The 24,204-nt window shown below is 58.2% G+C and carries 20 protein-coding genes; 13 read left to right on the top strand and 7 right to left on the bottom strand.

Translation table 11 applies throughout. From position 1 onward, the window contains the following. The first annotated feature begins 407 nt into the window (after positions 1–407). Positions 408–1,217 carry a PhnD/SsuA/transferrin family substrate-binding protein gene (locus ACZ1HH_RS15660; RefSeq protein WP_472635282.1) on the top strand — a complete coding sequence of 270 codons (810 nt, stop codon included), beginning with the start codon at positions 408–410 and terminating at the stop codon, positions 1,215–1,217. Continuing rightward, the gene (locus ACZ1HH_RS15655) at positions 1,214–3,526 is read left to right on the top strand and encodes a response regulator (RefSeq protein WP_472635281.1); all 2,313 of its coding nucleotides are present in this window, start codon (positions 1,214–1,216) and stop codon (positions 3,524–3,526) included. The genes ACZ1HH_RS15660 and ACZ1HH_RS15655 overlap by 4 nt, the downstream gene beginning before the upstream one ends. Positions 3,527–3,556: 30 nt before the next feature. On the opposite strand, the gene ACZ1HH_RS15650 is transcribed toward ACZ1HH_RS15655, so the two are convergent. From ACZ1HH_RS15650 to ACZ1HH_RS15640, 3 genes are read right to left on the bottom strand one after another with little or no spacing between them, the layout of a single operon-like run. Continuing rightward, positions 3,557–4,369, bottom strand: a complete 813-nt coding sequence (locus tag ACZ1HH_RS15650) for a metal ABC transporter permease (protein ID WP_168610838.1) — start codon at positions 4,367–4,369, stop codon at positions 3,557–3,559. Further along, complete coding sequence (locus ACZ1HH_RS15645) at positions 4,366–5,115, bottom strand: metal ABC transporter ATP-binding protein (protein ID WP_472635279.1); 750 nt, start codon at positions 5,113–5,115, stop codon at positions 4,366–4,368. The genes ACZ1HH_RS15650 and ACZ1HH_RS15645 overlap by 4 nt, the downstream gene beginning before the upstream one ends. 5 nt (positions 5,116–5,120) lie before the next feature. Next, positions 5,121–5,591, bottom strand: a complete 471-nt coding sequence (locus tag ACZ1HH_RS15640) for a transcriptional repressor (protein ID WP_011537221.1) — start codon at positions 5,589–5,591, stop codon at positions 5,121–5,123. Positions 5,592–5,690: 99 nt separating this feature from the next. Between ACZ1HH_RS15640 and ACZ1HH_RS15635 the strand changes: the two genes are divergently transcribed. From ACZ1HH_RS15635 to ACZ1HH_RS15615, 5 genes are all read left to right on the top strand, one after another. After that, a complete protein-coding gene (locus tag ACZ1HH_RS15635; protein ID WP_472635278.1) occupies positions 5,691–6,836 on the top strand; it encodes a zinc ABC transporter substrate-binding protein in 1,146 nt (381 codons plus the stop codon). Between the two features lie 268 nt (positions 6,837–7,104). Further along, complete coding sequence (locus ACZ1HH_RS15630) at positions 7,105–8,154, top strand: homocysteine S-methyltransferase family protein (protein WP_011537223.1); 1,050 nt, start codon at positions 7,105–7,107, stop codon at positions 8,152–8,154. Further along, entirely contained in the window at positions 8,147–10,888 is a 2,742-nt protein-coding gene (gene metH, locus ACZ1HH_RS15625; protein ID WP_472635277.1) for a methionine synthase, read from the top strand. Before ACZ1HH_RS15630 ends, metH begins: the two co-directional genes overlap by 8 nt. A 93-nt stretch (positions 10,889–10,981) precedes the next feature. Next, a complete protein-coding gene (locus tag ACZ1HH_RS15620) occupies positions 10,982–11,431 on the top strand; it encodes a thiol-disulfide oxidoreductase DCC family protein (RefSeq protein ID WP_472635276.1) in 450 nt (149 codons plus the stop codon). Then, the gene (locus ACZ1HH_RS15615; protein ID WP_487320503.1) at positions 11,428–13,011 is read left to right on the top strand and encodes a saccharopine dehydrogenase family protein; all 1,584 of its coding nucleotides are present in this window, start codon (positions 11,428–11,430) and stop codon (positions 13,009–13,011) included. The genes ACZ1HH_RS15620 and ACZ1HH_RS15615 overlap by 4 nt, the downstream gene beginning before the upstream one ends. A gap of 62 nt (positions 13,012–13,073) precedes the next feature. Here the strand turns inward: ACZ1HH_RS15615 and adh are convergent, their stop codons facing one another. Continuing rightward, positions 13,074–14,594, bottom strand: coding sequence for an aldehyde dehydrogenase (gene adh / locus ACZ1HH_RS15610; protein WP_472635273.1), 1,521 nt, complete (start codon positions 14,592–14,594; stop codon positions 13,074–13,076). 147 nt (positions 14,595–14,741) lie between these two features. Next, positions 14,742–15,701 carry a helix-turn-helix domain-containing protein gene (locus tag ACZ1HH_RS15605; protein ID WP_472635272.1) on the bottom strand — a complete coding sequence of 320 codons (960 nt, stop codon included), beginning with the start codon at positions 15,699–15,701 and terminating at the stop codon, positions 14,742–14,744. 218 nt (positions 15,702–15,919) lie between these two features. On the opposite strand from ACZ1HH_RS15605, the gene pheT reads away from it, so the two are divergent. The 4 genes from pheT (at position 15,920) to ACZ1HH_RS15585 (ending at position 20,272) form a co-directional block, all read left to right on the top strand. Continuing rightward, on the top strand, positions 15,920–18,316 hold the full coding sequence (pheT, locus tag ACZ1HH_RS15600) for a phenylalanine--tRNA ligase subunit beta (RefSeq protein WP_472635271.1): 2,397 nt from the start codon (positions 15,920–15,922) through the stop codon (positions 18,314–18,316). 238 nt (positions 18,317–18,554) lie between these two features. Further along, positions 18,555–19,004, top strand: a complete 450-nt coding sequence (locus ACZ1HH_RS15595) for a YtoQ family protein (RefSeq protein ID WP_472635270.1) — start codon at positions 18,555–18,557, stop codon at positions 19,002–19,004. Then, a complete protein-coding gene (locus ACZ1HH_RS15590; RefSeq protein ID WP_472635269.1) occupies positions 19,001–19,531 on the top strand; it encodes a GNAT family N-acetyltransferase in 531 nt (176 codons plus the stop codon). The genes ACZ1HH_RS15595 and ACZ1HH_RS15590 overlap by 4 nt, the downstream gene beginning before the upstream one ends. A 114-nt stretch (positions 19,532–19,645) precedes the next feature. Further along, entirely contained in the window at positions 19,646–20,272 is a 627-nt protein-coding gene (locus tag ACZ1HH_RS15585; RefSeq protein WP_472635268.1) for a hypothetical protein, read from the top strand. 8 nt (positions 20,273–20,280) lie between these two features. Here ACZ1HH_RS15585 and ACZ1HH_RS15580 read toward each other — a convergent pair whose 3' ends face one another. Together ACZ1HH_RS15580 and ald are read right to left on the bottom strand one after the other, a co-directional pair. Next, positions 20,281–21,087 carry a mechanosensitive ion channel family protein gene (locus ACZ1HH_RS15580; protein WP_011537233.1) on the bottom strand — a complete coding sequence of 269 codons (807 nt, stop codon included), beginning with the start codon at positions 21,085–21,087 and terminating at the stop codon, positions 20,281–20,283. 241 nt (positions 21,088–21,328) lie between these two features. Next, entirely contained in the window at positions 21,329–22,453 is a 1,125-nt protein-coding gene (ald, locus tag ACZ1HH_RS15575) for an alanine dehydrogenase (RefSeq protein ID WP_472635267.1), read from the bottom strand. A gap of 138 nt (positions 22,454–22,591) precedes the next feature. Between ald and ACZ1HH_RS15570 the strand changes: the two genes are divergently transcribed. Both ACZ1HH_RS15570 and ppk2 read left to right on the top strand, forming a co-directional pair. After that, entirely contained in the window at positions 22,592–23,053 is a 462-nt protein-coding gene (locus ACZ1HH_RS15570; RefSeq protein WP_011537235.1) for an Lrp/AsnC family transcriptional regulator, read from the top strand. Positions 23,054–23,249: 196 nt separating this feature from the next. After that, positions 23,250–24,167: a polyphosphate kinase 2 gene (gene ppk2, locus ACZ1HH_RS15565; protein ID WP_011537236.1), complete on the top strand. Its 918-nt coding sequence runs from the start codon at positions 23,250–23,252 to the stop codon at positions 24,165–24,167. Positions 24,168–24,204: the final 37 nt, after the last annotated feature.

Below are 24,204 nucleotides of genomic sequence, written 5' to 3'. Positions count from 1 at the left end.
GGTCGGGGCTACAGACAAAAACGCCGCAATTGATGCAAAACAAATACAAATTTTAACCGTCTGGGCGATACAAGGCGGTAAGAATGGTGTACTCACGGGTAGTCCTTCTGAACGGAAAGGGAACCTGATGGAGGTTTTAGGATGCGTCATAGAAACGTCGCATTCCTTTCCAGAGGGTTAATTTTTTCGCGGAACGAGTGATTATTGGTTAATTTTCAATAAGTTTTCGGCTTATCTATGGCATAGAGTTGGTTGGAAACAGGCGCTCAGAGGGTGACACTTGCCCAAACGCGTTGAGATTGGAGAGGTTCATGCCGAAGGCATACGCGTCTGTTAGAAGCACAGCGGCTCATTCGCCTTCTGGGTGTGGCGCTGTGAAACGACTCGCCACCGCGCTGGTTGCATGCATGCTACTGCTCGTTGCAGCGCATCCCGCTCGTGCAGAGATTGAGCTGGTTTTTGGCACTTATGCTGCAGACAAGCCGTCTGCGACGGTGCGCAAATATCGTCCGTTTTTGACTTTCCTTGAAAACCAGATGGAAATTCTTCTCGAAGAAGATGTCACGATCGGTTTGAAAATTTCAAAAGACTACGAGACCAGCATCGACGATCTGGCGACCGGGCGAGTCGACTTTGCACGGTTTGGACCAGCCTCCTATGTGCATGCAACGGATCGCAACCCGGGCATATCGATCATTGCCATGGAGTCCAAGAAAGGCAGCAAGCGCTTTAGAGGGGTGATCGCCGTTCACAAGGACAGCGGCATCGAACGTGTCGAAGATCTGGCCGGGCTGTCGTTTGCCTTTGGTGATGAGTTGTCGACGATCGGACGGTATCTCTCGCAGTCGTATCTGTTGGATGCGGGGATCACGGCTGATCAGCTGCATGGCTATGAATATTTGGGGCGCCACGATCTTGTGGGTGAGGCGGTTGGAGCCGGAAAATTCAGTGCGGGTGCCTTGAAAGAGAGCACCTTTAAAGAACTCGTTGCCAAAGGTGTACCCATCCGCGCTCTGGCGTCTTTTGACAACGTCACAAAGCCCTGGCTTGCACGCGCAGGGCTCGACGAACGGGTACTGGAAGCGATGAAGTCTGTGATGTTGTCTTCGCAGAATGAAGAGATGATGAAACGAGTCGCCAAGAACGGTTTTCTCGCGGGCAGCGATGAGGACTATGATTTTGTGAGGCGCGCAATGATACGGAGCCAAGGGTTTTGAAAGCGCCACTGCGCAAACTCTTACAAAGCAAAGGGATTCTATCTCAGATCGTCGTGTCGATGTCGCTCGCGGCGCTTTTGGTCGTTGTTGCGGTCGGCGGTGTGGCCCGGCGCTACGAGGTGGAGCGTGTCAGCGAACAGCTGAGTGAACAGGCCAATCTGACAGTTTCGCTGCTGAGCGGGCTCATGCTTGAAGCGATCATTGTCGAGGATGTCCCGGTTCTGGAAACCGGTCTGGTCGAGGCGATCACACGCTACCCCAAAATCCTGTCGATCAATATCGAGAATAGCGAGGGGGAGGTCATCGCGGAGGCCTCCAATAGCGCAGCCGATGAGGCTGAGGGCTATGTGATGTATCGACGCCCCGTCGAGTTCGAGGGTTTTGTCTTTGGCACCATGGTCGTGCAATGGTCGACGGCCGAGGGTCGCGAAATCGTGCTCGACAAGGTGCGCCAAACCATCACCTGGACCGTGTTGGCGGTGATCGCGATGTCGCTCTTGATGCTGTATCTCGTGTATCGATTGGCGTTGAACCCCTTGCAGATCGTGCACGCACGCATGTCCAATGCGGTCGCGGGCGCCAAGACCGGCCATTTCTCGCTTCCTTGGTATTCAAGCCGGGAGTTTCAGGCATTGAATGTTTCGGTCGGCGTGTTGGAAGACAGTTTTGCCGAACGCGACGAGCGGGAAAAAGCCCTGGAACACGCCCGTGAGCAGGCCGAGATCGCCAGCCGCGCGAAATCTGAATTTCTCGCCAATATGAGTCATGAAATCCGCACTCCGATGAACGGTGTGATCGGAATGGCAGAAGTGCTGCGCGAGACCGAACTGACACCGGATCAGGAGCTCTATACCGAGACAATCGTAAAGTCCGGCAATGCGCTGCTGAGCATCATCAACGATATTCTCAGCTTTTCAAAAATCGAAGCGGGCAAGCTCGAACTGACACAGGCCACCTTCAATCTGCGGACGGTGATCGAGGATGTCATCATGCTGCTGGCGCCCAAGGCTGCGGAAAAATGGGTTCAGCTGACCCTGCGCTATGACCCTGATCTAGCAGAGTTTTACGACGGTGACGCAGGGCGTATCCGCCAGATCGTGACCAATGTTGTTGGCAATGCAGTCAAGTTCACATCGCGTGGTTCGGTACACATCGATGTGACCGGCGTCGCACGCGGACAGCTGATGGATCTGCGCATTTCTGTTGTTGATACGGGCATCGGTATCCCTGCCGAAAAACTGGACCGGATCTTCCATGCCTTTGAGCAGGTCGATGGCGCAGCGACGCGGAATTTTGAGGGGACCGGGCTGGGGCTGGCGATCTCGACGCGGCTTCTTCAGATGATGAAGGGGCGCATCCATGTGACCTCCAGCGAAGGCAAAGGGTCTGTCTTTACCATCGACATTTCACTGCCAACCAGCGACCGCGCGCCCGTCGCGTTTCTGCCTGAGCAGCCCGTCTCGGGACTTCATGCATTGATCGTGGACGATCTCGAACTCAATCGTCGGATTCTCGGGGAGCGGTTGCGCTCTTGGGGTTTGCGGGTCACCGAGGCGGCCTCCGCGATGGAGGCCATGCTGCATCTGGATGAAATGCGGGATGCGACGGATACCTGCGACCTCATCTTTCTCGACTATAACATGCCCGATTGCGATGGGTACGAATTGGCGCTGCGCATCCGGGGGCTGCCCAATACCGCGAGGGTGCCGATCATCGTGATTTCCTCCGTCGACCCGGCTCTGTCGCAATCGATGCTGGCAGACATCGAGGTGTGTCATCAGGTGTTGAAGCCCGTGCGGGCAGATGACCTGCGCGGCGTGATCAGTCAGGCGCTCGGTGCAGGTTTCGCAGTGGAAGAGCGCGCGCCTTCGGGTTCTGAAGATGCGAAGACTATGCAGCGTATCAAGGTGCTGATGGCAGAAGACAATCGCACCAATCAGGTCGTCGTTACGCGCATGCTCAAGAGTGAAAGCGTGGACATCATCATTGCGTCCAACGGTCAGGAAGCCATTGAGATGTATCTAAGAGAGCGCCCCGATGTCATCCTCATGGACATGATGATGCCGGTTATGGACGGGCTCGACGCAACAAAGGCCATTCGCAAGATCGAAAACGAAACCGGCGTGCGCCGGGTGCCGATCATTGCGCTGACGGCGAATGCCTTGCAGAGCCACGAAGAAGCCTGTCTTGAGGTTGGCATGGATGACTTTCTCAGTAAGCCGATCCGAAAGCAGGCGCTTCTGGACGCGCTTCACCAATGGACCGAGGATCGCGACTCGGCGGAGCCTCAGAACAAGCTCGAAGCCTAGAACGCGCAGCCCCGAAGAATGCTGCGCCGCTCATCCCTGGCGGCGCAAGCTCCTTCCAATCAGGGCCAGAATGCTGGCGGCGGCAAAGAGCGCGGTTCCGGTGCTGACGATGGTGGGGCCTGTAGGTGTGTCCGCGCCAAAAGAAACGTAGATGCCTCCCACTACAGAGGCGCAGCCGATGCAGATCGCCAAAACCGCCATCCGCTCCGGCGTGGAGGAAAAGGCCCGGGCTGTTGCGGCTGGTATCAGCAACATCGCCGCAATCAACAAGACACCGACCACCTTGATCGCGACGGCCACGACAAGGGCAAGCGCAAGCGTGAGCACAAGTTGCTCGCGCCTCGGGTTGACGCCAGAGGCCTGCGCAAGTTCGGGGTTCAGGGTCGCGATCAACAGCGAGGACCAGCGCCACCACATGAGTCCGAGCACCATGGCGGCACCCGACCAGATCACGGCCAGGTCCCCGCGGGATACGGCCAGGATATCGCCAAAAAGATAGGCCATGAGGTCGACGCGCACACCTTGCAAGAAGGATACAGCAACCAACCCTAGTGCCAGAGCGCTGTGGGCCATCACTCCCAGCAGCGTATCCATCGCGTATCCACGCCCACTTAGCGTTGAAATGGTGCTGGCCATCAGCAGCGCGGTCACAAGCACGCCACTGAAAATAGACACATCAAATGTCAGCGCCAGGGCAACACCGAGGATCGATGCATGTGCGGTGGCATCGCCAAAATAGGCCATTCGGCGCCACACGACAAAACAGCCAAGAGGGGCGGCGGCAAAGGCCACTCCGATCCCGGCAAGCGCTGCGCGAATTATGAAGTCGTCCAGAAAGATCATGCGTGCTCATGCTCGTCTTTTGCATGGTCATGATCGCAATCATGGATGTGATCATGCTCGTGCCGATAAAGGGCCAGTGCCCCATGCGTGCCGCTGCCAAACAAGGCCTGATATTCCGGTGCGCTGGCCACCTGGGCAGGTGCGCCTTCGCAACAGACGTGCCCATTGAGGCAGATCACCCGATCCGAGGCCGCCATTACCACATGAAGCTCATGGCTCACCATCAACACCGCGCAGCCGATCTGGCTGCGCACAGAGGCAATCTTCTGATAGAAGGCTGCGGATCCAGGTTGGTCGAGACCCTGCGTTGCTTCGTCCAGGATCAGAAGGTCCGGTTTTGATAACAATGCGCGTGCCAGCAGCACCCGCTGCATCTGCCCGCCCGACAGCCCGGTCATCTGCCGTTTGCGCAAGCCCGGGACCCCCGCCTCGGCCAGGGCATTCTCCGTCTCGGTCTTGCTGATGCGAACCGGAAGGCTCAAGAACCGCTCAACCGTGAGCGGGAGTGTGGGGTCGATGTGGAGCTTTTGTGGCACATAACCGATCCGCAGATCCTGTGCGCGTTCGACCGTCCCGGAACTGAGGGGGAGGGCGCCAATGATGGAGCGCAAAAGCGTTGATTTGCCGGATCCGTTCGGCCCAAGGATCGTGACGATCTCGCCCCGGTCAATGTGAAAATCGACGTTTTCCAGTGCCGGCGTTCCACTGTGGCGGATGGTCGCGTTCCGGAGCGAGACAAGGCGCATATCGGCTATTCCTGGCATTTGGGGCAAAGGCCCTCTGCCTCTACCACGGCGCGCTCGATGGTAAACCCTGCGGCGCGTGCCGCATCTCCAAGCTGCCCCTGCATCGGTTCGCGCTGCGCTTCGGCGACGCTGTCGCAGGATCTGCAGATCATGAAAACAGGCGTATGGGTCTCGCCGGGGTGGACACAGGCGATAAAGGCATTCAGGCGCTCAATCTTATGCACGAATCCGTGCTTCACGAGGAAATCAAGCGCGCGATAGGCAACGGGCGGCTGGGAGCCGAGTCCTTCGTCGCGCAAGTAGTCCAGAATTTCATAGGCGCCGAGGGCGCGATGCTGCTGGAGGAGAATCTCCAACACGCGTCTGCGCACAGGTGTGAGCTGCAAGCGGTTGTCTTTGCAGAAGGTTTCAATGGACTCCAGCCCACCCGAGATACAGCGGGTATGGTCGTGGGAGGTAAAGCCGACACTGTCCATGGGGCCTCCTTCAGGCGTGAATTTGGGATTGATATGTTACAACATGCGGTTTATCAAGCCGCAACAACGTTATGATATAACACTAGCTGGAGGCCCGTCGTGCCCAGAACAGTATTGCCCGCGCTTTTTCTCAGCCTATCCGTTGCACCTGCCTTTGCAGAGACCCCGCGTGTCGTGACCGACATTGCACCCGTGCAAGGTCTGGTCGCTCGGGTCATGGATGGCGTTGGCGCGCCAGACGTTCTGGTTCCGCCCGGAGCGTCTCCGCATGGGCATAGCCTGAAGCCATCGGATGCCCGCGCGTTGTCGTCTGCGGATGCGGTGTTCTGGATCGGTGATGAATTGTCGCCTTGGCTGCTCGGCTCGCTCAATGAGCTCGCAGGGGATGCGCATGTGGTGTCCCTGCTCGAGGCCCCGCAGACGATGCGGCTTGAGTTCCGCGAAGGGGTGGTTTTTGGTGGGGCTGACCACGATGACCATGGTCACGACGCCCATGAAGATCATGCTCATGACGAACATGGTCATGAGGAAAATGCTCACGACGGTCACGGGCACGAAGAGCACGATCATGATGACCACAAGGGCCATGATGATCACGGTGCACACGACCATGACGACCATGCAAATGATCAAGACGCGCATGGTCACGATGAGGATGCGCATGACGCCCACGATCACGACTCGCATGAGACCGCTCACGATGACCATGGTCATGACGATCACGCGCACGACGGGGTTGATCCGCATGCCTGGCTGGCACCTGAAAACGGCAAGCAGTGGCTGGCCTTGATTGCCGATGAGCTCTCTGAGATCGATCCGGCGAATGCGGACACCTATCAGAACAACGCGCGTGCGGGCCAAGCCGAAATCGACGCAATTGTTGCTGCCACAAAGGCAGATCTCGGCGAAGCCCATGGGCAGTTCGTGGTATTCCACGATGCATATCAGTACTTTGAGCAAAGCTTCGGGCTTCGTGCTCTTGGTGCAATTGCTCTTGGAGATGCTTCCGACCCGAGCGTCGCGCGGATCGCAGAAATGCGCGATGCGGTTGCTGGTCAAGAGGTCTCCTGTGTGTTCTCTGAGCCGCAATTCAATGCAGGTCTTGTAGGCACCGTCGCTGATGGGCTCGACATTAAGGCCGTTGTGATCGACCCGCTGGGGACCGAAATCGCAACTGGGCCGTCGTTCTATACAGATCTGCTGTCCGAGATTTCTGCAGGTTTCAAAACGTGCCTGACGCACTGAGATGTGCATTGATCGACTTGGGTGATGCGGGTTTGCTCGGAGGGCGTCGCGGTTGCGCGATTTCCGAAGAGAATAACGTCAAAGAGGGGTCGCGGTTTCGCGGCCCCTTTTTCTGTCGCAGCTGCCACTTTCTGAGGAAGCCTGCATGTCGCATTTCTCGCGTCTATTGGCCTTAATGTGAGTCAAGCTCATAATCATTAGCCAAAAGATGAATTTGCTAGCAGCTTACTTGGTCTTTATGAGTATCCGAAACTCTGCGAGCGGATAGATGCAAAACTTTAACCTTCCCAAATCAAAAGCCTTTGAAGCCCTAAGCAAAACAGCCCAAGAGCGTATCTTGATCCTCGATGGAGCGATGGGGACACAGATACAAAAGCTGGGCCTCGACGAAGAAGCCTTTCGCGGCCACGGGGGACATTCCTGTGCGTTTCACTCCAACCATCCGCAGCAGGGTAACAATGATCTCTTGATATTGACCCAACCCGAGGCGGTTGAGCAGATCCACTATGACTTTGCGATGGCTGGGGCCGACATTGTCGAAACCAATACGTTTTCCTCGACCACGATCGCGCAGGCCGATTACGCACTTGAGGATGCGGTGCATGATCTCAATGCCGAGGGCGCGCGGGTGGCGCGCCGCGCGATGGATCGTGCAACGGCCGAAGATGGCAAACAACGCTGGGTGGCCGGCGCGGTCGGGCCCACCAACCGGACGGCGTCGATCAGTCCTGATGTGAATGATCCGGGCTACCGGGCGGTCACCTTTGATGATTTGCGGGTGGCCTATGGTCAGCAGATTCGAGGTTTGATCGCCGGTGGCGCGGATCTGATCCTGATTGAGACAATCTTTGACACGCTCAACGCCAAGGCGGCGGTATTCGCCTGTTTTGAGGCCTTTGCAGAACATGGTGAGCGCTTGCCGATCATGATTTCCGGAACCATCACAGATGCTTCCGGTCGCACGCTCTCGGGGCAGACCCCGACGGCGTTCTGGCACTCCGTTCGCCATGCGCGTCCCTTTACCGTTGGGCTTAACTGTGCCCTTGGAGCGGATGCCATGCGCCCGCATCTGACGGAGTTGGCCGGTGTCGCCGATACCCTGGTCTGTGCCTATCCAAACGCGGGACTGCCAAATGCCTTTGGTCAATACGACGAAGAGCCAGAAGACACTGCCGCAAAGGTAGAGATCTTTGCCAAGGAGGGGCTGGTAAACGTGGTTGGCGGCTGTTGCGGCACTACGCCGGAGCACATCCGCGCTATTGCGGAACAAGTCGCACCCTACGCTCCACGTCGCATCCGGGAGGCTGCAAATGTCTGAACCACTGCTGCGTCTCTCCGGCCTCGAGCCCTTTGTGCTTACCAAGGACATTCCCTTTGTGAACGTAGGGGAGCGGACCAATGTCACCGGATCTGCCAGGTTTCGGAAGCTGATCACCAATCGCGACTATGCCACCGCACTGGACGTTGCCCGCGACCAGGTCGAAAACGGCGCCCAGATTATCGACATCAACATGGATGAGGGTCTTATCGACTCCAAGCAGGCGATGATCGACTTTCTGAACCTCGTGGCCGCTGAACCCGACATCGCGCGGGTGCCGATCATGATCGACAGCTCGAAATGGGAGGTGATCGAAGCGGGTCTGCAATGTGTGCAGGGCAAACCGATTGTGAACTCCATCTCGCTCAAGGAAGGCGAGGAGAGTTTCCTGCATCAGGCAAGCCTCTGCCTTGCGTATGGCGCGGCCGTGGTGGTGATGGCCTTTGACGAGCAGGGGCAGGCTGACAGTTTCGAGCGCAAGATCGAGATCTGCGCGCGCGCCTACAAGATCCTCACCGAGCAGGTGGGTTTCCCACCCGAAGACATCATCTTTGATCCCAATGTGTTTGCGGTGGCAACCGGGATTGAGGAACATGACAATTATGGCGTCGATTTTATCGAGGCGACGCGGTGGATCAGGGAAAATCTGCCGCACTGTCATGTCTCGGGCGGGGTGTCGAACCTGTCGTTCAGTTTCCGCGGGAACGAGCCAGTACGCGAAGCGATGCATGCGGTGTTCCTTTATCACGCCATCAAGGTTGGCATGGATATGGGGATCGTCAACGCAGGCCAACTGGCGGTCTATGATCAGATCGACCCGGAACTGCGGGAGGCCTGCGAAGATGTTGTTCTGAACCGCACCCCCAAAGCCGGCGGCTCCGCGACCGAGAACCTTCTGGATATTGCAGAGCGCTTTAAGGGTGGCACACGGGAAGAGAAGAAACGTGACCTGACATGGCGCCAATGGCCGGTCGAAAAGCGGCTTGAACATGCTCTGGTCAACGGGATCACGGAATTCGTCGAGGAAGACACTGAAGAGGCACGCCAAGCGGCTGAGCGCCCTCTTCATGTAATCGAAGGCCCGCTTATGGACGGGATGAACGTGGTGGGCGATCTCTTTGGGGCGGGTAAGATGTTTCTGCCGCAAGTGGTCAAATCCGCCCGCGTCATGAAACAGGCCGTGGCCGTACTTCTTCCGTATATGGAAGAAGAAAAACGTCAAAACGGTGGTGGTGGCAAGGACACCGCGGGCACTGTCCTGATGGCAACGGTCAAAGGTGACGTACACGACATCGGCAAGAATATCGTTGGTGTGGTTTTGGCCTGTAACAACTTCGAGATCATCGATCTTGGGGTGATGGTGCCGCCACAAAAGATCCTCGAGGAAGCGCGGGTGCATAATGTCGATGTGATTGGCCTTTCTGGTCTCATTACGCCCTCGCTCGACGAGATGGTGCATCTTGCCTCTGAACTGGAGCGTGAGGGCTTTGACATTCCGCTGCTGATCGGGGGGGCGACCACCTCCAAGGTGCATACGGCGGTGAAAATCGCCCCTCAATATGAGCGCAACCAGGCGATCTATGTCACCGATGCAAGCCGTGCTGTCGGGGTGGTCTCTTCACTTCTGAGCGACACCCAGCGGGACAGCTATGTCGCTGATATCCAGAGGGAATATAAAGAAGTTGCCGAGCGCCACGAACGTGCCGAGCGCGCCAAAACCCGTTTGCCACTGACGTCGGCGCGGGAAAATGCGATGCAGATCGACTGGAGCGGCTATCAGGTCAAAGCGCCCGAATTCACTGGCGCCCGAGTGGTCGACGACTGGGATCTCGCGGAGATCGCGCAGTATATAGACTGGACGCCCTTCTTTCAGACATGGGAGTTGAAAGGCGTTTACCCCCGGATTCTGGAGCATGAAAAATACGGCGAGGCTGCGCGCGCGTTGTTCAAGGATGCGCAGGCGATGCTCGACCGGATCATCACGGAACAGTGGTTCAAACCGCGCGCAGTAGTGGGGTTTTGGCCTGCAAATCGTAAAGGCGATGATATTCGCCTCTTCATGGATGACACACGGGAAGAGGAGCTGGCCACGTTCTTCACGCTGCGCCAGCAGACCTCCAAGCGCAAGAGCAGCCCAAATCTCGCATTGGCGGATTTCGTTGCTCCCGAAGGCGTGGCTGACTGGGTTGGAGGGTTTGTCGTGACCACAGGCCCAGAAGAGGTCGAGATCGCCGAACGCTTTGAAAATGTCGGCGATGATTATAGCGCGATCATGGTGAAGGCGCTTGCGGATCGCTACGCCGAGGCCATGGCCGAGATGCTGCATGAGCGGGTGCGCCGGGACTATTGGGGCTATGCTCCGACAGAGGCTTTTGCCCCTGAGGAGCTGATCGGAGAGCCCTATCGTGGCATTCGTCCCGCCCCAGGCTACCCGGCGCAGCCCGATCATACCGAAAAGCTCACCCTCTTCGAACTCCTCGATGCAGAAGTGGCCACGGGTGTGACCTTGACCGAAAGCATGGCGATGTGGCCCGGATCCTCGGTTTCCGGCATCTATATCGGTCATCCGGAGGCCTATTATTTCGGCGTCGCCAAGGTGGAACAGGATCAGGTCGCCGACTACGCCAAGCGCAAAGGGCTCTCTCAAGATGAGGCAGAGCGCTGGCTGATGCCGATCCTGAATTATCGCCCGGGTGGTCGCACCGGAGATCAAGACGAAATCGCAGCGCAGTAGCGTCGCGACCCGGGTTAGAGGGCAATCCGTCGCGGGATTGCGCTTGCAACGGCGGTTGCCTTCTCTGGGCATGGTTGCGATGCTTTGGGTGTTATGAGACCTCCGTATAGCTATCGCAACGACTCCAACGTGCCGGTATTTAGCGACAACACGCCGATTGCCGTGATGGATGGGGAGTGTGCGCTCTGTAGCTGGGGTGCCCGCATGATTCACCGTCTCGATCGAAGTGGGCGCGTGCGTATCTGTCCTGTACAGTCTCCCTTGGGTCGGGCCCTTTTGAAACATTATGGGTTACGTGCAGAAGATCCGACCAGCTGGCTCTATCTCGATGCGGGGCAGGCCTATATGGATTTTGAGGGCATGATCCATGCTGGTCGCAGTTTTGGTGGTTGGGGACATCTGGTCGTCGTGCTTCGCCTCTTTCCGCGCCCCGTACGCAATTGGCTATATCGACGTTTGGCGCGCAACCGCTACATGCTCTTTGGCAAGGGTGACATCTGTGTCTTGCCTGACCCGGAGTTTCGCAAGAGGTTGATTGAGTGAGGGTTTTGATAGTCGGTGGCACAGGCGTTTTTGGTGCGCGCCTGGCAGAGCTTTTAGTTCGAGACGGACATGATCTGACCCTTGCGGCGCGCAATTTTAGGCGCGCGCAGCGGCTGGCCTCCAAGCTGGGATGCGCTGCGCTGCGCCTTGATCGGCAGGGCGACCTGACGGGCGTTGCAGGCTTTGATGTGGTGGTAGATGCTGCGGGGCCGTGTTCCACCGAAGGCAACGACCCCTACCGACTGGCCCGTGCCGCGTTGAAGGCAGGGCAACACTATCTCGATCTATCTGACAACGCGGCTTTTTGCGCGGGCATTCGCAGTTTGGACGCAGAGGCGCGTGCGGCCGGACGCGCGGCGATTTCAGGTCTATCGACAGTGCCCGCACTTTCTAGTGCGGCTGTCAGAGCATTGTCTGCGGGTGCGCGACCAGAGGTCATCGAAAGCGCGATTTTGCCGGGCAATCGCAGCCCACGTGGCCTTGCGGTCATGCGCTCTATTTTGATGCAGGCCGGTCGTCCCATGCCGGTCTGGCGCGGCGGTGCATGGGAGACTGTGTCGGGTTGGTCGCAGCCAAAGAGCTATGATTGGCCGCAAGGCTTGCAACGCCAAGCGTGGCAGATCGAGGTGCCGGATCAAAGGCTCTTTCCCGATCACTTTGGGGCGGACAGTGTGGCGTTCCGGGCCGGGCTCGAACTTGCGGTCATGCGCTATGGCTTGGCCGCATTTGCGTATCTGCGCAGATGGGTTCCCGTGCCTATCAACGGTTTTGTTTTAGGGATCTTTAAACTCGGAGCCGATCTGCTGGCCCCGTTCGGGAGCGGGCGCGGCGGCATGTCTGTCATGGTTATCACCAATGGCGAGCGGCGTTTTTGGCGTATGCTCGCCGAGGGGGGAGATGGGCCTTATGTTCCCGCGATTGCGATACGCGCTTTGCTGCGTCGCGGTGAGTTTCCGGTTGGGGCGCAACCCGCGCTGGAGGTGATTTCGCTCGCTGAGGCGGAGGGCGCAATGGGCGATCTCTCAGTCACGACCGAAGTGGTCTCGGAGCCTGTGCAAGCCATCTTTCCGCGGGTTTTGGGCCCGTCATTTGACGACCTGCCCGAAGTCGTGCGCGCAACTCATCAGACCTCGGACCTGAGCCGCTGGCAGGGGCAGGCGAGTGTGCGTCGGGGTCGCAGCCTCTGGAGTCGTTTTCTTGGTTGGGTGTTTGGATTTCCGGCCCAGGCGGCGCATATCGATGTTGAGGTGGTAAAAACAGTCAGCGGCGACAGTGAGCATTGGCACCGCCGGTTTGGGGGGCGGCTGTTTCATTCCGTTCTGACCAGAACACCTGCGGGAATGACGGAGCGGTTTGGGCCGTTCACGTTTCTTCTCGGGCTTAGGGTTTCAGAGGGCGCGCTGCATTTCCCTGTCCGCTCGGCTCGATTGGGCCCTCTGCCGTTGCCCCGTTGGCTCTTGCCCGTGTCGATTGCGCGAGAGCATGAGCGGGATGGACGCTTCTGTTTCGATGTGAAGCTTCTGACGCCGCTTACTGGAGATCTGCTGGTGCACTATCAGGGCCAGCTCGCCCCCGCCTAGCGTGCGAAAACCTGACCAAAAGGCCAGCCGCGGAACGCGCGGCTGGACAGCTTTGTCTCAGATCAGAAGAACCCGAGTTTGTTGGGGTTGTAGCTCACCAGCATGTTCTTGGTCTGCTGATAATGGTCGAGCATCATCTTGTGGGTTTCGCGCCCAATCCCGGATTGTTTATACCCGCCAAAGGCCGCGTGCGCCGGATATGCGTGGTAGTTGTTCACCCAGACGCGGCCTGCCTCGATATTGCGCCCAAAGCGATACGCGCGGGTTCCGTCACGGGTCCAGACGCCGGCGCCGAGGCCATACATGGTGTCATTTGCAATTGCGAGGGCCTCTTCTTCGTCTTTGAAGGTGGTCACCGACACGACAGGGCCAAAGATTTCCTCTTGGAACACGCGCATCTTGTTGTGGCCCTTTAGGATGGTCGGCTGAACATAGAACCCGTTGGCAATGTCCCCGTTGAACCGGGCGGCATCGCCACCGACAAGCACCTCAGCGCCTTCTTCGACGCCGATGGTCAGGTAGGACATGATTTTGTCCTGTTGTTCCTGGCTCGCCTGCGCCCCGACCATGGTTTCAATGTCGCGCGGATCGCCTTGCTTGATCGCTTTGACGCGCGCGATGCAGCGTTCGATGAATTCTTCGTAGATGTCTTCCTGAATCAGCGCTCGCGAGGGGCAGGTGCAGACCTCGCCTTGGTTGAAGGCAAATAGAACAAAGCCCTCGACCGCCTTGTCGAGAAACGCGTCATCCTGCGCCATCACATCCGAAAAGAAGATATTTGGCGATTTTCCCCCAAGTTCGAGCGTGACCGGGATCAGGTTCTTGGTCGCTGCCTTCATGATGATCCGCCCGGTCTCGGTCGAGCCGGTAAAGGCGATCTTGGCGATCCGATCGGACTCGGCAAGCGGGCGGCCCACCTCTGGCCCCATGCCATTCACGATGTTCAGAACTCCCGCAGGCAAAAGATCCGCGATCACTTCGATCAGCACAAGGATCGCCGCCGGGGTCTGCTCGGCGGGCTTTAGTACGATGCAATTGCCGGCCGCCAGCGCGGGGGCCAGCTTCCAGGCGGCCATCAGAACCGAGAAGTTCCACGGGATGATCTGCCCCACTACGCCCAACGGCTCGTGGAAGTGGTAGGCGACCGTGTCGTGATCGATTTCGGACATGCTGCCCTCTTGGGCACGCAGAACACCCGCGAAATAGCGAAAGTGATCGACAGACAGGGGGATATCGGCTGCCATGGTCTCCCGGATCGGTTTGCCATTGTCCCATGTTTCCGCCGTGGCGATCAGTTCGAGGTTTTCCTCTATGCGGTCCGCGATTTTCAACAAGGTATTCGCGCGTTCCGCTGGAGAGGTCTTGCCCCAACTGTCCTTGGCCGCGTGAGCGGCATCGAGCGCAAGCTCCACGTCCTCGGCGCTGGAGCGGGCGACCTCACAGACCTTGGCGCCAGTGATCGGGGTAATGTTGTCGAAATACTGCCCTTTGACCGGGGCGACGAATTTACCGCCAATGAAATTGTCATAGCGCGCCTTGAAGGGCGACGTATATTCGCCCGCAACCTGCGTCATTTCATTCATGAATAGTCCTCCTCTTGGCGCCCGGTCCTCCACCGGGCGTTCTAAGGAAGGCTGACGAAGCTCTGGCTTCGCGTCATCTCCCCAAGTGCGGAGTGCCGGCGCATCTGTCTCAGCTCTGAGACAGGTTTGGGGAGGAGTGAGTAGATTTCATTCGCCACGCATGCCGAGACGTTTCATCCGGCGATAGAGCGTGGCCCGGCCAATGCCAAGCAGGCGTGCCGCCTCTGATACATTTCCGTTGGTGCGAGAGAGGGCGCGGTTCACCGCTGCCCGTTGCGCCCCGTCGAACCCATTCGAATCGTCTTCGGACCCAAGCAGATCTGACGCAGGACGAGGACTTATGGGGCCGGTTTGGGACAGATTGAAGACCTTTCGTGCGGCCCGTGTGGCGCCTCGCACAATGTCATCTCCGTCCACCGCCAAGAGTACAGCCGCCTCCGCACTGCCCGCTTCTGCGGTGATGATACGCGCTTCCGGAAAAGCGGCACGAAACACATCGGCTTCGATCTGACGTGCCGTCTGAGCGACACTGGCGGCAATCAGCTGGTTGAAAGACGCGGTCTGATCCGCCCGCGCCGAGGAGACATCCAACGCACCAATCAGGCGTCCATCAGCCCCAAAAATCGGCGCGTCCATGCAGCTCATGGCGGTGTTGCGAGCGTGGAAATGTTCTTCGCGGTGGATGATCACCTGTCGCGCCTCAGCAATGCATGTGCCGATCCCGTTCGTGCCTTCGGAGGCCTCGGACCAATCCGCGCCCGGCGCCAGACCCCATGCGTTGAAAGTGTCGGTATCGCCATCGCTTGCGCGCAGGTCGAGCACAACCCCATCGCAATCGGTGAGCAGAACACCACAACCAGATCCGCCAACCAGCTGAAACAGGGCATCGATCTTGGGCAGCGCGATGCGGCGCATGCAATCGGCCTGTTCCATCCGCTCGGCAAGGGAGCGGGCGCAGATGCGCTGCACGTCCCGGCGCTGTCCCGGATCAAGCCCGTGATGGTTGAGCGACCGGCGCCATGAAGCTGCCAGGCGCGAGCGCGCGGCCGCGCCCGGATGGGTCGCGGTTTTTAGTACATGTTCGATGTGCCGCGTCAGAGAACTCATGTTTCGCCACCCTCAACATCCGACGATAGCGAGGCGTGCGGGTTCTGGGAAGACTGCGTTTTTTGCAGGTCGGCATGCGCCTTCGCGGTCGAGGGGCGTTTTTCAGGCCGCAGACAGCGCGAAGTGGTCTGACCTTTATGCAGCAAGGCTTGAACCCGGAGGCATTCTTTGCCATTGCCTTTGGCAAACCTGATGACTTTGCCAAAGGGCGCTGACCGATGAAATTCACACTCTCCTGGCTCAAGGACCACCTCGACACTGATGCAAGCGTCGAAGAGATCACCGAGACCCTGACTGACCTTGGGCTGGAGGTCGAGGAGGTCGTGAACCCGGCTGACAAACTGGGCGCCTTCACCCTGGCCAAGGTGGTCGGTGCGGAGCAACACCCGGATGCCGACAGACTGCGCGTTTGTCGCGTAATGACCGACGAGGGCGAAAAGCAGATCGTCTGTGGTGCGCCCAATGCACGCGAGGGCATAACCGTGGTGCTCTGCAAACCCGGCGACTACGTTCCTGGTCTGGATTTCACGCTTTCAGTGGGCAAGATCCGTGGTGTCGAGAGCCACGGCATGATGGCTTCGTGGAAAGAACTGACGCTCGGCGAAGACCATGACGGTATCGTTGAGCTGCCTTCGGGCGAGGTCGGCGACAAGCTGGTGGACTGGCTTGCGGCGAATGATCCAGCGAAGGTCGATCCGATGATCGAGATCGCGATCACCCCGAACCGCCCTGACGCGCTTGGCGTATATGGAATCGCCCGTGACCTTGCGGCACGCGGTCTCGGGACGCTGAAGGCCAGTGATTACAAACCGGTGGAAGGTCAGTTCGAGAGCCCCATCAAGGTTACGATAGACGAGGACACCTTGGACGGCTGCCCGCTGTTCACTGGTCGTATGATCCGCGGTGTCAAAAACGGCCCCTCACCAAAATGGCTTCAGGACCGTTTGACCGCGATTGGCCTGCGTCCAATTTCTGCCCTGGTGGATATCACCAACTTCTTCACCTTTGATCAGAACCGTCCTCTGCATGTGTTCGATGCTGCCAAGGTATCCGGGAACCTGCGTGTTCATCGCGCGACAGGCGGTGAAGAGCTGCTGGCGCTGGATGAAAAGACCTACAAGATGCAGGCAGGCCAGATGGTCATCTCCGATGACAATGGTCCCGAGAGCATTGCGGGCATCATGGGCGGTGAAGAGACTGGCTGCACCGATGAGACGGTTGATGTTTTCCTCGAAAGCGCGTTCTGGGATCATGTGCAAATCGCGACCACCGGGCGCGCGCTCAAGATCAACTCCGACGCGCGCTACCGCTTTGAGCGCGGGGTTGATCCTGAGTACACTTTCGAGGGCCTTGAGCGCGCAACCCAGATGATCCTGGATCTTTGTGGTGGGGAGGCTTCTGATGTGGTTTCCGCAGGGGATGTGCCGGATCACGCGCGGTCCTATCGCTTGAACGCAGAGCGGGTGCAGTCGCTGGTGGGAATGGATATTCCCGAGAGCGAGCAGCGCCAGACGCTGACACGACTTGGTTTCCGTCTCGAGGGCAATATGGCCCATGTGCCGAGCTGGCGTCCGGATGTACAGGGAGAGGCCGATCTGGTCGAGGAAGTGGCGCGGATTGCGTCGCTCACCAAGCTGGAAGGCAAACCCTTGCCGCGCCTGACCGCAGGCATCCCCGCGCCCGTGATGACACCGCAGCAGCGGCGCCTGCAGATGGCGCGTCGCACGGCGGCGTCGCTGGGCTATAATGAAGCGGTGAGCTATACTTTCATCGACAAGGCCGCCGCTGGGCTGTTCGGCGGCGGAACAGATGAGACGATGCTGGCCAACCCGATCTCCTCGGAGATGTCGCATCTGCGCCCCGACCTCTTGCCGGGTTTGTTGCAGGCGGCGGCGCGCAACCAGGCGCGTGGTTTTGCGGATGTCTCCCTGTTTGAGGTGGGACCTGCCTTTACCGGCGGGGAGCCGGGCGAGGAACGCATCCAGATTTCGGGTCTTCTGGTGAACCGCAACGGCCCGAAGGACGTGCACGGCGCCTCGCGCAACTGGGATGTTTTCGATGCCAAGGCGGATGCCGAGGCAATTCTGGCAGCCATCGGAGCGCCCGCCAAGGTTCAGATCCTGCGCGGCGGGGATGCCTGGTGGCACCCCGGACGTCACGGTCGGATCTGTCTTGGTCCGAAAAAGACACTGGGCGTCTTTGGCGAGCTGCATCCCAAAACCCTGAGCGAGCTTGGGATCAAGGGGACGGCCGTTGCCTTTACGATCTATCCTGATGAGATCCCCTTGCCGCGCAAATCTGGTGCAAGCCGCAGTGCGCTTGCAATCAGCGATCTGCAGGCGGTGGAGCGGGACTTTGCCTTTGTGCTCGATTCAGAGGTCGAAGCGCTCACGGTTGTGAACGCAGCGGCAGGCGCGGACAAAACGTTGATCGAAGATGTGCGCGTCTTTGATGAATTCATTGGGGGGCCGCTTGGCGACGGTAAGAAGTCCCTGGCGATTGCGGTGAGACTGCAGCCCGCTGACAAGACACTCACCGAAAAAGACATCGAAGCCGTCAGCGAGAAGATCGTCGCGAAAGTCTCCAAGGCGACCGGCGGCGTATTGCGCGGCTGATCAGAACACCCTTGTCGTCTGAACTTATTTGGCGCGCCCCTGTTGGGGCGCGTCTTTTCATTTGGTGCGAGGGGCCAGCCCCTCGTGCTCCCCGGGATATTTGTCGTTAGAAGAAGCCCAAGAGCCAAATGACCGGGGTTGTGGATTAGGACTTTGATCGGTGGGGTTGGCGCTACGTGAAAGAGCGGATAGGTCTTGGTTCAAATTGAGGCCCCACGCGGCAAGGCAGGAGGAAAAAATGGCTCTTACGGTTTATCTTTCGGGTGAAATTCACACCGATTGGCGCGAGCAGATCATTGAGGGTGCGCGCGATCTGGATGTTCAGTTTGCGAGCCCGGTCACGGATCACGATGCGTCAGATGACTGTGGCGTGGCGATACTTGGCGCAGAAGACAGCAAGTTCTGGCACGATCACAAAGGGGCCAAGCTGAACGCGATCCGTACGCGCAAGGGTATTGAGGATGCTGATATCGTCGTTGTGCGATTTGGCGACAAGTACAAGCAATGGAATGCAGCCTTTGATGCGGGCTATGCGGCGGCGCTTGGAAAATCCATCATCGTGTTGAGCCAGCCCGATCATCAGCACGCGCTGAAAGAAGTGCATGCGGCGGCGCTTGCGGTTGCTGATGAGCCGCGTCAGGTTGTCGAGATCCTTACTTATGTCCTGACCGGAAAGCTCCCCGGATGACGGCGCCGGTGCTGGAGACTGATCGTCTGATCCTGCGTCGTCATGAGCTTGGTGACTTTGATGCAGTGGCGCAGATGTGGGCAGAGCCGGAGGTGGTTCGCTTCATCACCGGAACCCCGTCGACGCCAGAGGAAAGCTGGACCCGGCTGATGAAATATATCGGCCACTGGTCGATGCTGGGCTATGGCTTTTGGGCCGTGATCCTGCGCGAGACGGGGGCCTATGTCGGTGATGTTGGCTTTGCCAATTTCCGGCGTGACATCACGCCTTCGCTGGAGGGCGTGCCCGAAGCCGGGTGGGTATTGTCGCCGCAGGTTCATGGCAAGGGGATTGCAACCGAGGCGGTTGCCTGCATGCATCATTGGGCCGAGACCGAGACCCTCTGGGACAAGACCTGCTGTATCTTTGATCCTGAGCATCATATTTCCCACAGAGTAGCGCAGCGTCTCGGTTATCAGGCGTCCGATCAGCTGGGGAGCTACAGAGGAAAACCGACCTTGATTATGCATCGTATGATGTCGCGGTAAGCAGACACCGGGGGCGGAGGTTTCCCGAAGGCGGTTTCGGTCATGAGGATTTCCAAAACCCGCGCCCAAAGTTGCGGGAGCGCTATCCTTTTTTAAGGAATCACAGAGATAGTCTTGGCCCAGATCCCGCCAAAGATTGGCCAGTATTCCTTTTGCAAATACATGATGTTGATGCCGCCGCCCGTGCCACGAATAAATCGCAGAAAATCAGGGCCGGTAACACCTGAATATGAGGATAGTGGCCTGTTCAAAGGGGGCATCATCCAGGTTCAGCTGGCTCTGGTTCCGGTCTTTGGAACCACGTCTCGTGGCGACTGCACAGCGCGCGGTTTCAATGCCGCGGGAACAGAGGTGACCGCGGTGTTCGCCGGTCGTCGCAGGCCGCATTTCCAAGCGATTTACACGCAGCTTCGCTATATGTACGCGCAGGCTCAGCAAAGGGATTTGCTGCAGAGTGGAAAGATGCGGGACGTCAATGACATCCAACTGCCTGTACAATGCGAGGGGGCCTGGCGGGCGGTTACAACGACAGATGCACATGGGGTGGCGCACAAGAACCTGCAATTCATGCTCGCCCGTTGGGCATTCCAGGCCCATGATGGGCAGACGTTGAAGTTTGGCACGGCGCCGGTTGTTGCCAAGACCAAAATCTCGCAGGGAACTTCTCCGGCCAAGGCGCCGCGCCCCTATTTCGAGCAGGGACCCCTTGCCCAAAGGCAAGGAGCCGGATCGCACGAGTGATCTCGCGATCACGCTTGTTTCTGGATTTCCACGCTATGCGGATAAGGAATGGAGATCCCGTCGGCGTCAAAGGCCTCTTTCACACCCTGAATCATCGTCCATTTCAGCTCCCAGTAGTCACCTGCATCACACCAAAGGCGTGTGGAGATGTCGACAGAGCTATCGCCCAAATTGGTGACACGTACCCAGGGCTCCGGGCTGGTCAGAACGCGACCATCTGCTTCGGCAAGACGCAGGATGATGGCTTTGGCCTTTTCGATGTCGTCGCCGTAGTCGATGCCATAGGTGATGTCGAGGCGGCGAGTGTCATGGGCCGAGTAGTTGGTGATAATGGCACCCCAGGCCTGACCATTGGGGACGATAATCTGCACATTGTCAGGCGTAACGAGTTCGGTCACAAAGAGGTTGAGATCCTTCACCGTGCCCGACGTGCCGCCAATATCGACGAACTGGCCCAGTTTGTAGGGGCGAAACAGGATCAGCATAAAGCCGGCTGCCAGGTCGCTCAGCGTGCCTTGTAGCGCGAGGCCGATAGCCAGGGTCGCAGCGCCAAGCATGGCAACAAGGCTGGTGGCTTCGATGCCAAAGACGCCGAGCACTGCGACCAATACAATTGCCAAGAGAACCCAGCGTACGACGCTTGACACGAAACTGCCGAGAGTTTCGTCAATTTGTGGCGTTTTGTTGATGCGATTGCGTACCGCGCCGGAAATCATACCGGCCGCTATCCAGCCAAGTACCAGCACCACCAGCGCTTTTGCACCGCTGACGACGAGCGGCCAATAGGCGCCAGCTTGTTCGATAATGTCTTCCATATCAGTCCCCACCTTTGTCTTGTGCGCATCTGGCGAAACATCTCAGTGCGCGAAAATTTCTGCACGATCCAGAAGGTTGGACAGCATGCATACCCTATTTGCGCCAGACAGCATGCGGAAATCGAGGGCTTTTTGTGCAAATTGGGGGGGAATTTGTGTCCTTCACGCTCTAAAAAGCATGTCTTGGCGGTGACGCGGCGCACGGGGGCGTCGCATCACCTGAGTGGCTGTCGCTCTGGCTTTAGGTACCCTCTCGCAGGGCAAGGCTCGGTGATAGAACATCAAGACCAAGCGCCCTGCCCACCGCGTAATAGGTCAGCTTGCCAGCATGCACGTTCAGGCCGTTCAGCAGGTGCGGGTCATCTGCGCAGGCCTGTCGCCAGCCTTTGTCCGCAAGCGCGAGCAAGAAGGGCAGGGTGGCGTTCCCGAGCGCCTGCGTCGAAGTGCGCGCGACAGCGCCGGGCATATTCGCAACGCAGTAATGCATGATGCCGTCCACCTCATAAATCGGATCCGCATGGGTCGTGGCGCGCGAGGTTTCAAAGCAGCCGCCTTGGTCGATCGCCACGTCCACCAGAACTGCACCGGGCTTCATGTCCGAGAGGTCCGCGCGCGAGACAAGCTTTGGAGCGGCAGCGCCGGGGATCAATACCGCACCGATGACCATATCGGCGTCGCGGATCAATTCTGCGGTGGCGCCGGCCGTGGAATACCGATTCTTGAAGGTGCCGCCAAAGACATCATCCAGATATTTGAGACGGGGCAGGGACCGGTCCAGCACCGTCACATCCGCGCCCATACCAGCAGCGATCTTGGCCGCATGGGTGCCCACAACGCCGCCACCGACAACCACCACCTTGGCAGGGGCAACGCCGGGAACGCCGCCCATCAGCACGCCGCGTCCACCATTGGCCTTTTGCAGGGTGTAGGCGCCAACCTGCGGCGCCAGACGGCCCGCCACTTCAGACATCGGTGCAAGGAGCGGCAGTCCACCACGGTCGTCCGTCACGGTTTCATAGGCAATCGCTGTACAGCCCGACGCCAGCAGGTCATGAGTCTGTTCGGGATCTGGCGCCAGATGCAGGTAGGTGAACAGCAGTTGTTCCTCCCGCAGCATCTTGCGTTCGACCGCCTGCGGCTCTTTCACTTTGACGATCATATCGGCGTCGGCAAAAATCTCCTCGGCCGTGTCGATAATGGCCGCACCCGCCGCGATGTAATCCTCATCGGGAAAACCTGCGCCGAGGCCTGCGCCTTTCTGGATCATCACCTGATGTCCATGTGCAATAGCCTCGCGCGCGGCGTCCGGCGTCATGCCGACGCGAAATTCCTGCGGCTTAATTTCCGTTGGGCATCCGATTCTCATTGGGTTTCCTCCGTTCCCATCTTGCCCGATCCTTACATGCATTTGTGCAAATGTGCTGCTTTTGTAGGCACAATGAAAACTCGACTTTCGAAGTTTCTTCGACTAAGTACGAATTTCACGCAAGAAGAGGTAAGTCATTTGGCTCTGGATCAGGTGGATCGTCGAATCCTCGCGGTGCTACAGAAACAAGGTCGGATCTCCAATAGTGATCTGAGCGAGACCGTAAACCTCTCAGCTTCGGCCTGTCATCGGCGGGTGCAGCGGCTTGAGAGCGAGGGCTATATCCGAAACTATGTCGCGCTGCTCGATGCCCGCAAACTTGGTGTGCCGACAACGGTGTTCGTGGAGATCACGCTTCAGACCCAAGCGGATGAGGTGCTTGATGCCTTTGAAAAGGCTGTGGCGCGCATTCCCGATGTTCTGGAGTGCCATTTGATGGCGGGCACAGCTGACTATATCCTCAAAGTGGTAGCGGAAAACACCGACGACTTTGCCCGTATCCACCGCCAGCATTTGACACGCCTACCAGGCGTGGCTCAGATGCAATCTAGCTTTGCCCTGCGGACCGTGTTCAAAACGACCGCACTTCCGGTTGGCTAGGCGGTAAGGTAGGCGGTTAGGGTGAAAAATCCGCTGTTGCCCTTGTGTGCGCCTTTGATCCGGGCACAAATTGGGGTGGCTGACTATTTTTCGTCTAACCGGCTGAATTTGGACCTTCGCGCCGCCATCTGACATCAAAGGATCACATGCCAGCTATATGCATTAGCGAACCCGCATCATTCAAAGGAGACACAGTGTGAGCAGCGAACAGGACAACACATCTTTCGAGTGGTTGGAAGCCGAGCTGCAGGACACGCTGGACGAGGACTTCGAAATCGAATTCGCCGAGCCCATGCTGTCCATGGAGCTTCGCAAGATCTATCGCGCCCAGCATCCTGAAATGCTTGATCGCAAAGTGTATTTCCGCAACCTGCTGCGTCTGCAGGCAGAGCTGATCAAGGTGCAGGATTGGGTGCAGCATACCGGCGCCAAAGTCTGCATCCTTTTTGAGGGACGCGACAGTGCTGGCAAGGGTGGTGTGATCAAACGCATCACCCAGCGGCTCAATCCGCGAGTTGCGCGTGTGGTGGCCTTGCCAGCGCCGAGCCGCCGTGAGCAGAGCCAATGGTATTTTCAGCGCTATGTCCCGCATCTGCCGGCTGCGGGCGAGATCGTGCTTTTTGACCGTTCCTGGTACAATCGCGCCGGTGTCGAGCGCGTGATGGGCTTTGCCACAGACGATCAGGTTGAACAGTTTTTTCAAGACGTTCCGGAATTTGAACGCATGCTTGTGCGCTCTGGTATCATCTTGCTGAAATACTGGTTCTCGATCACCGATGAGGAACAGCAATTGCGATTCCTGATGCGCATTCATGACCCGATGAAGCAGTGGAAGCTTTCGCCCATGGATCTGGAGAGCCGCATTCGCTGGGAGCAGTACACCAAGGCCAAAGAGGATATGTTTTTTCGCACCAATATCGACGAGGCACCTTGGTATATCGTCGAAGGCAACGACAAAAAGCGCGAACGCCTGAACTGCATCGAGCACCTTCTGACCAAAATTCCCTATCACGATGTCCCGAGTGAAAAGGTCAATCTGCCGGATCGCGAGTATAATCCGAGCTATGAGCGCAGGGTCCTGCCGGACGAACTTTACGTGCCAAAGATCTACTGAGGCGAGTCAGGCGTAGGGTGGTCATCTCCTGCGAACT

This window comes from Epibacterium sp. HA2-3 (assembly GCF_055693725.2).
This window is presented reverse-complemented; position numbering and strand designations above follow the sequence as displayed.

Coding starts and splice junctions, on each gene's coding strand:
- ACZ1HH_RS15660 (WP_472635282.1), top strand. CDS start 408: ATGCTACTGCTCGTTGCAGCGCATCCCGCTCGTGCAGAGATTGAGCTG.
- ACZ1HH_RS15650 (WP_168610838.1), bottom strand. CDS start 4,369: ATGATCTTTCTGGACGACTTCATAATTCGCGCAGCGCTTGCCGGGATC.
- ACZ1HH_RS15645 (WP_472635279.1), bottom strand. CDS start 5,115: ATGCGCCTTGTCTCGCTCCGGAACGCGACCATCCGCCACAGTGGAACG.
- ACZ1HH_RS15640 (WP_011537221.1), bottom strand. CDS start 5,591: ATGGACAGTGTCGGCTTTACCTCCCACGACCATACCCGCTGTATCTCG.
- ACZ1HH_RS15630 (WP_011537223.1), top strand. CDS start 7,105: ATGCAAAACTTTAACCTTCCCAAATCAAAAGCCTTTGAAGCCCTAAGC.
- metH (WP_472635277.1), top strand. CDS start 8,147: ATGTCTGAACCACTGCTGCGTCTCTCCGGCCTCGAGCCCTTTGTGCTT.
- ACZ1HH_RS15620 (WP_472635276.1), top strand. CDS start 10,982: ATGAGACCTCCGTATAGCTATCGCAACGACTCCAACGTGCCGGTATTT.
- adh (WP_472635273.1), bottom strand. CDS start 14,594: ATGAATGAAATGACGCAGGTTGCGGGCGAATATACGTCGCCCTTCAAG.
- ACZ1HH_RS15605 (WP_472635272.1), bottom strand. CDS start 15,701: ATGAGTTCTCTGACGCGGCACATCGAACATGTACTAAAAACCGCGACC.
- pheT (WP_472635271.1), top strand. CDS start 15,920: ATGAAATTCACACTCTCCTGGCTCAAGGACCACCTCGACACTGATGCA.
- ACZ1HH_RS15595 (WP_472635270.1), top strand. CDS start 18,555: ATGGCTCTTACGGTTTATCTTTCGGGTGAAATTCACACCGATTGGCGC.
- ACZ1HH_RS15590 (WP_472635269.1), top strand. CDS start 19,001: ATGACGGCGCCGGTGCTGGAGACTGATCGTCTGATCCTGCGTCGTCAT.
- ACZ1HH_RS15580 (WP_011537233.1), bottom strand. CDS start 21,087: ATGGAAGACATTATCGAACAAGCTGGCGCCTATTGGCCGCTCGTCGTC.
- ald (WP_472635267.1), bottom strand. CDS start 22,453: ATGAGAATCGGATGCCCAACGGAAATTAAGCCGCAGGAATTTCGCGTC.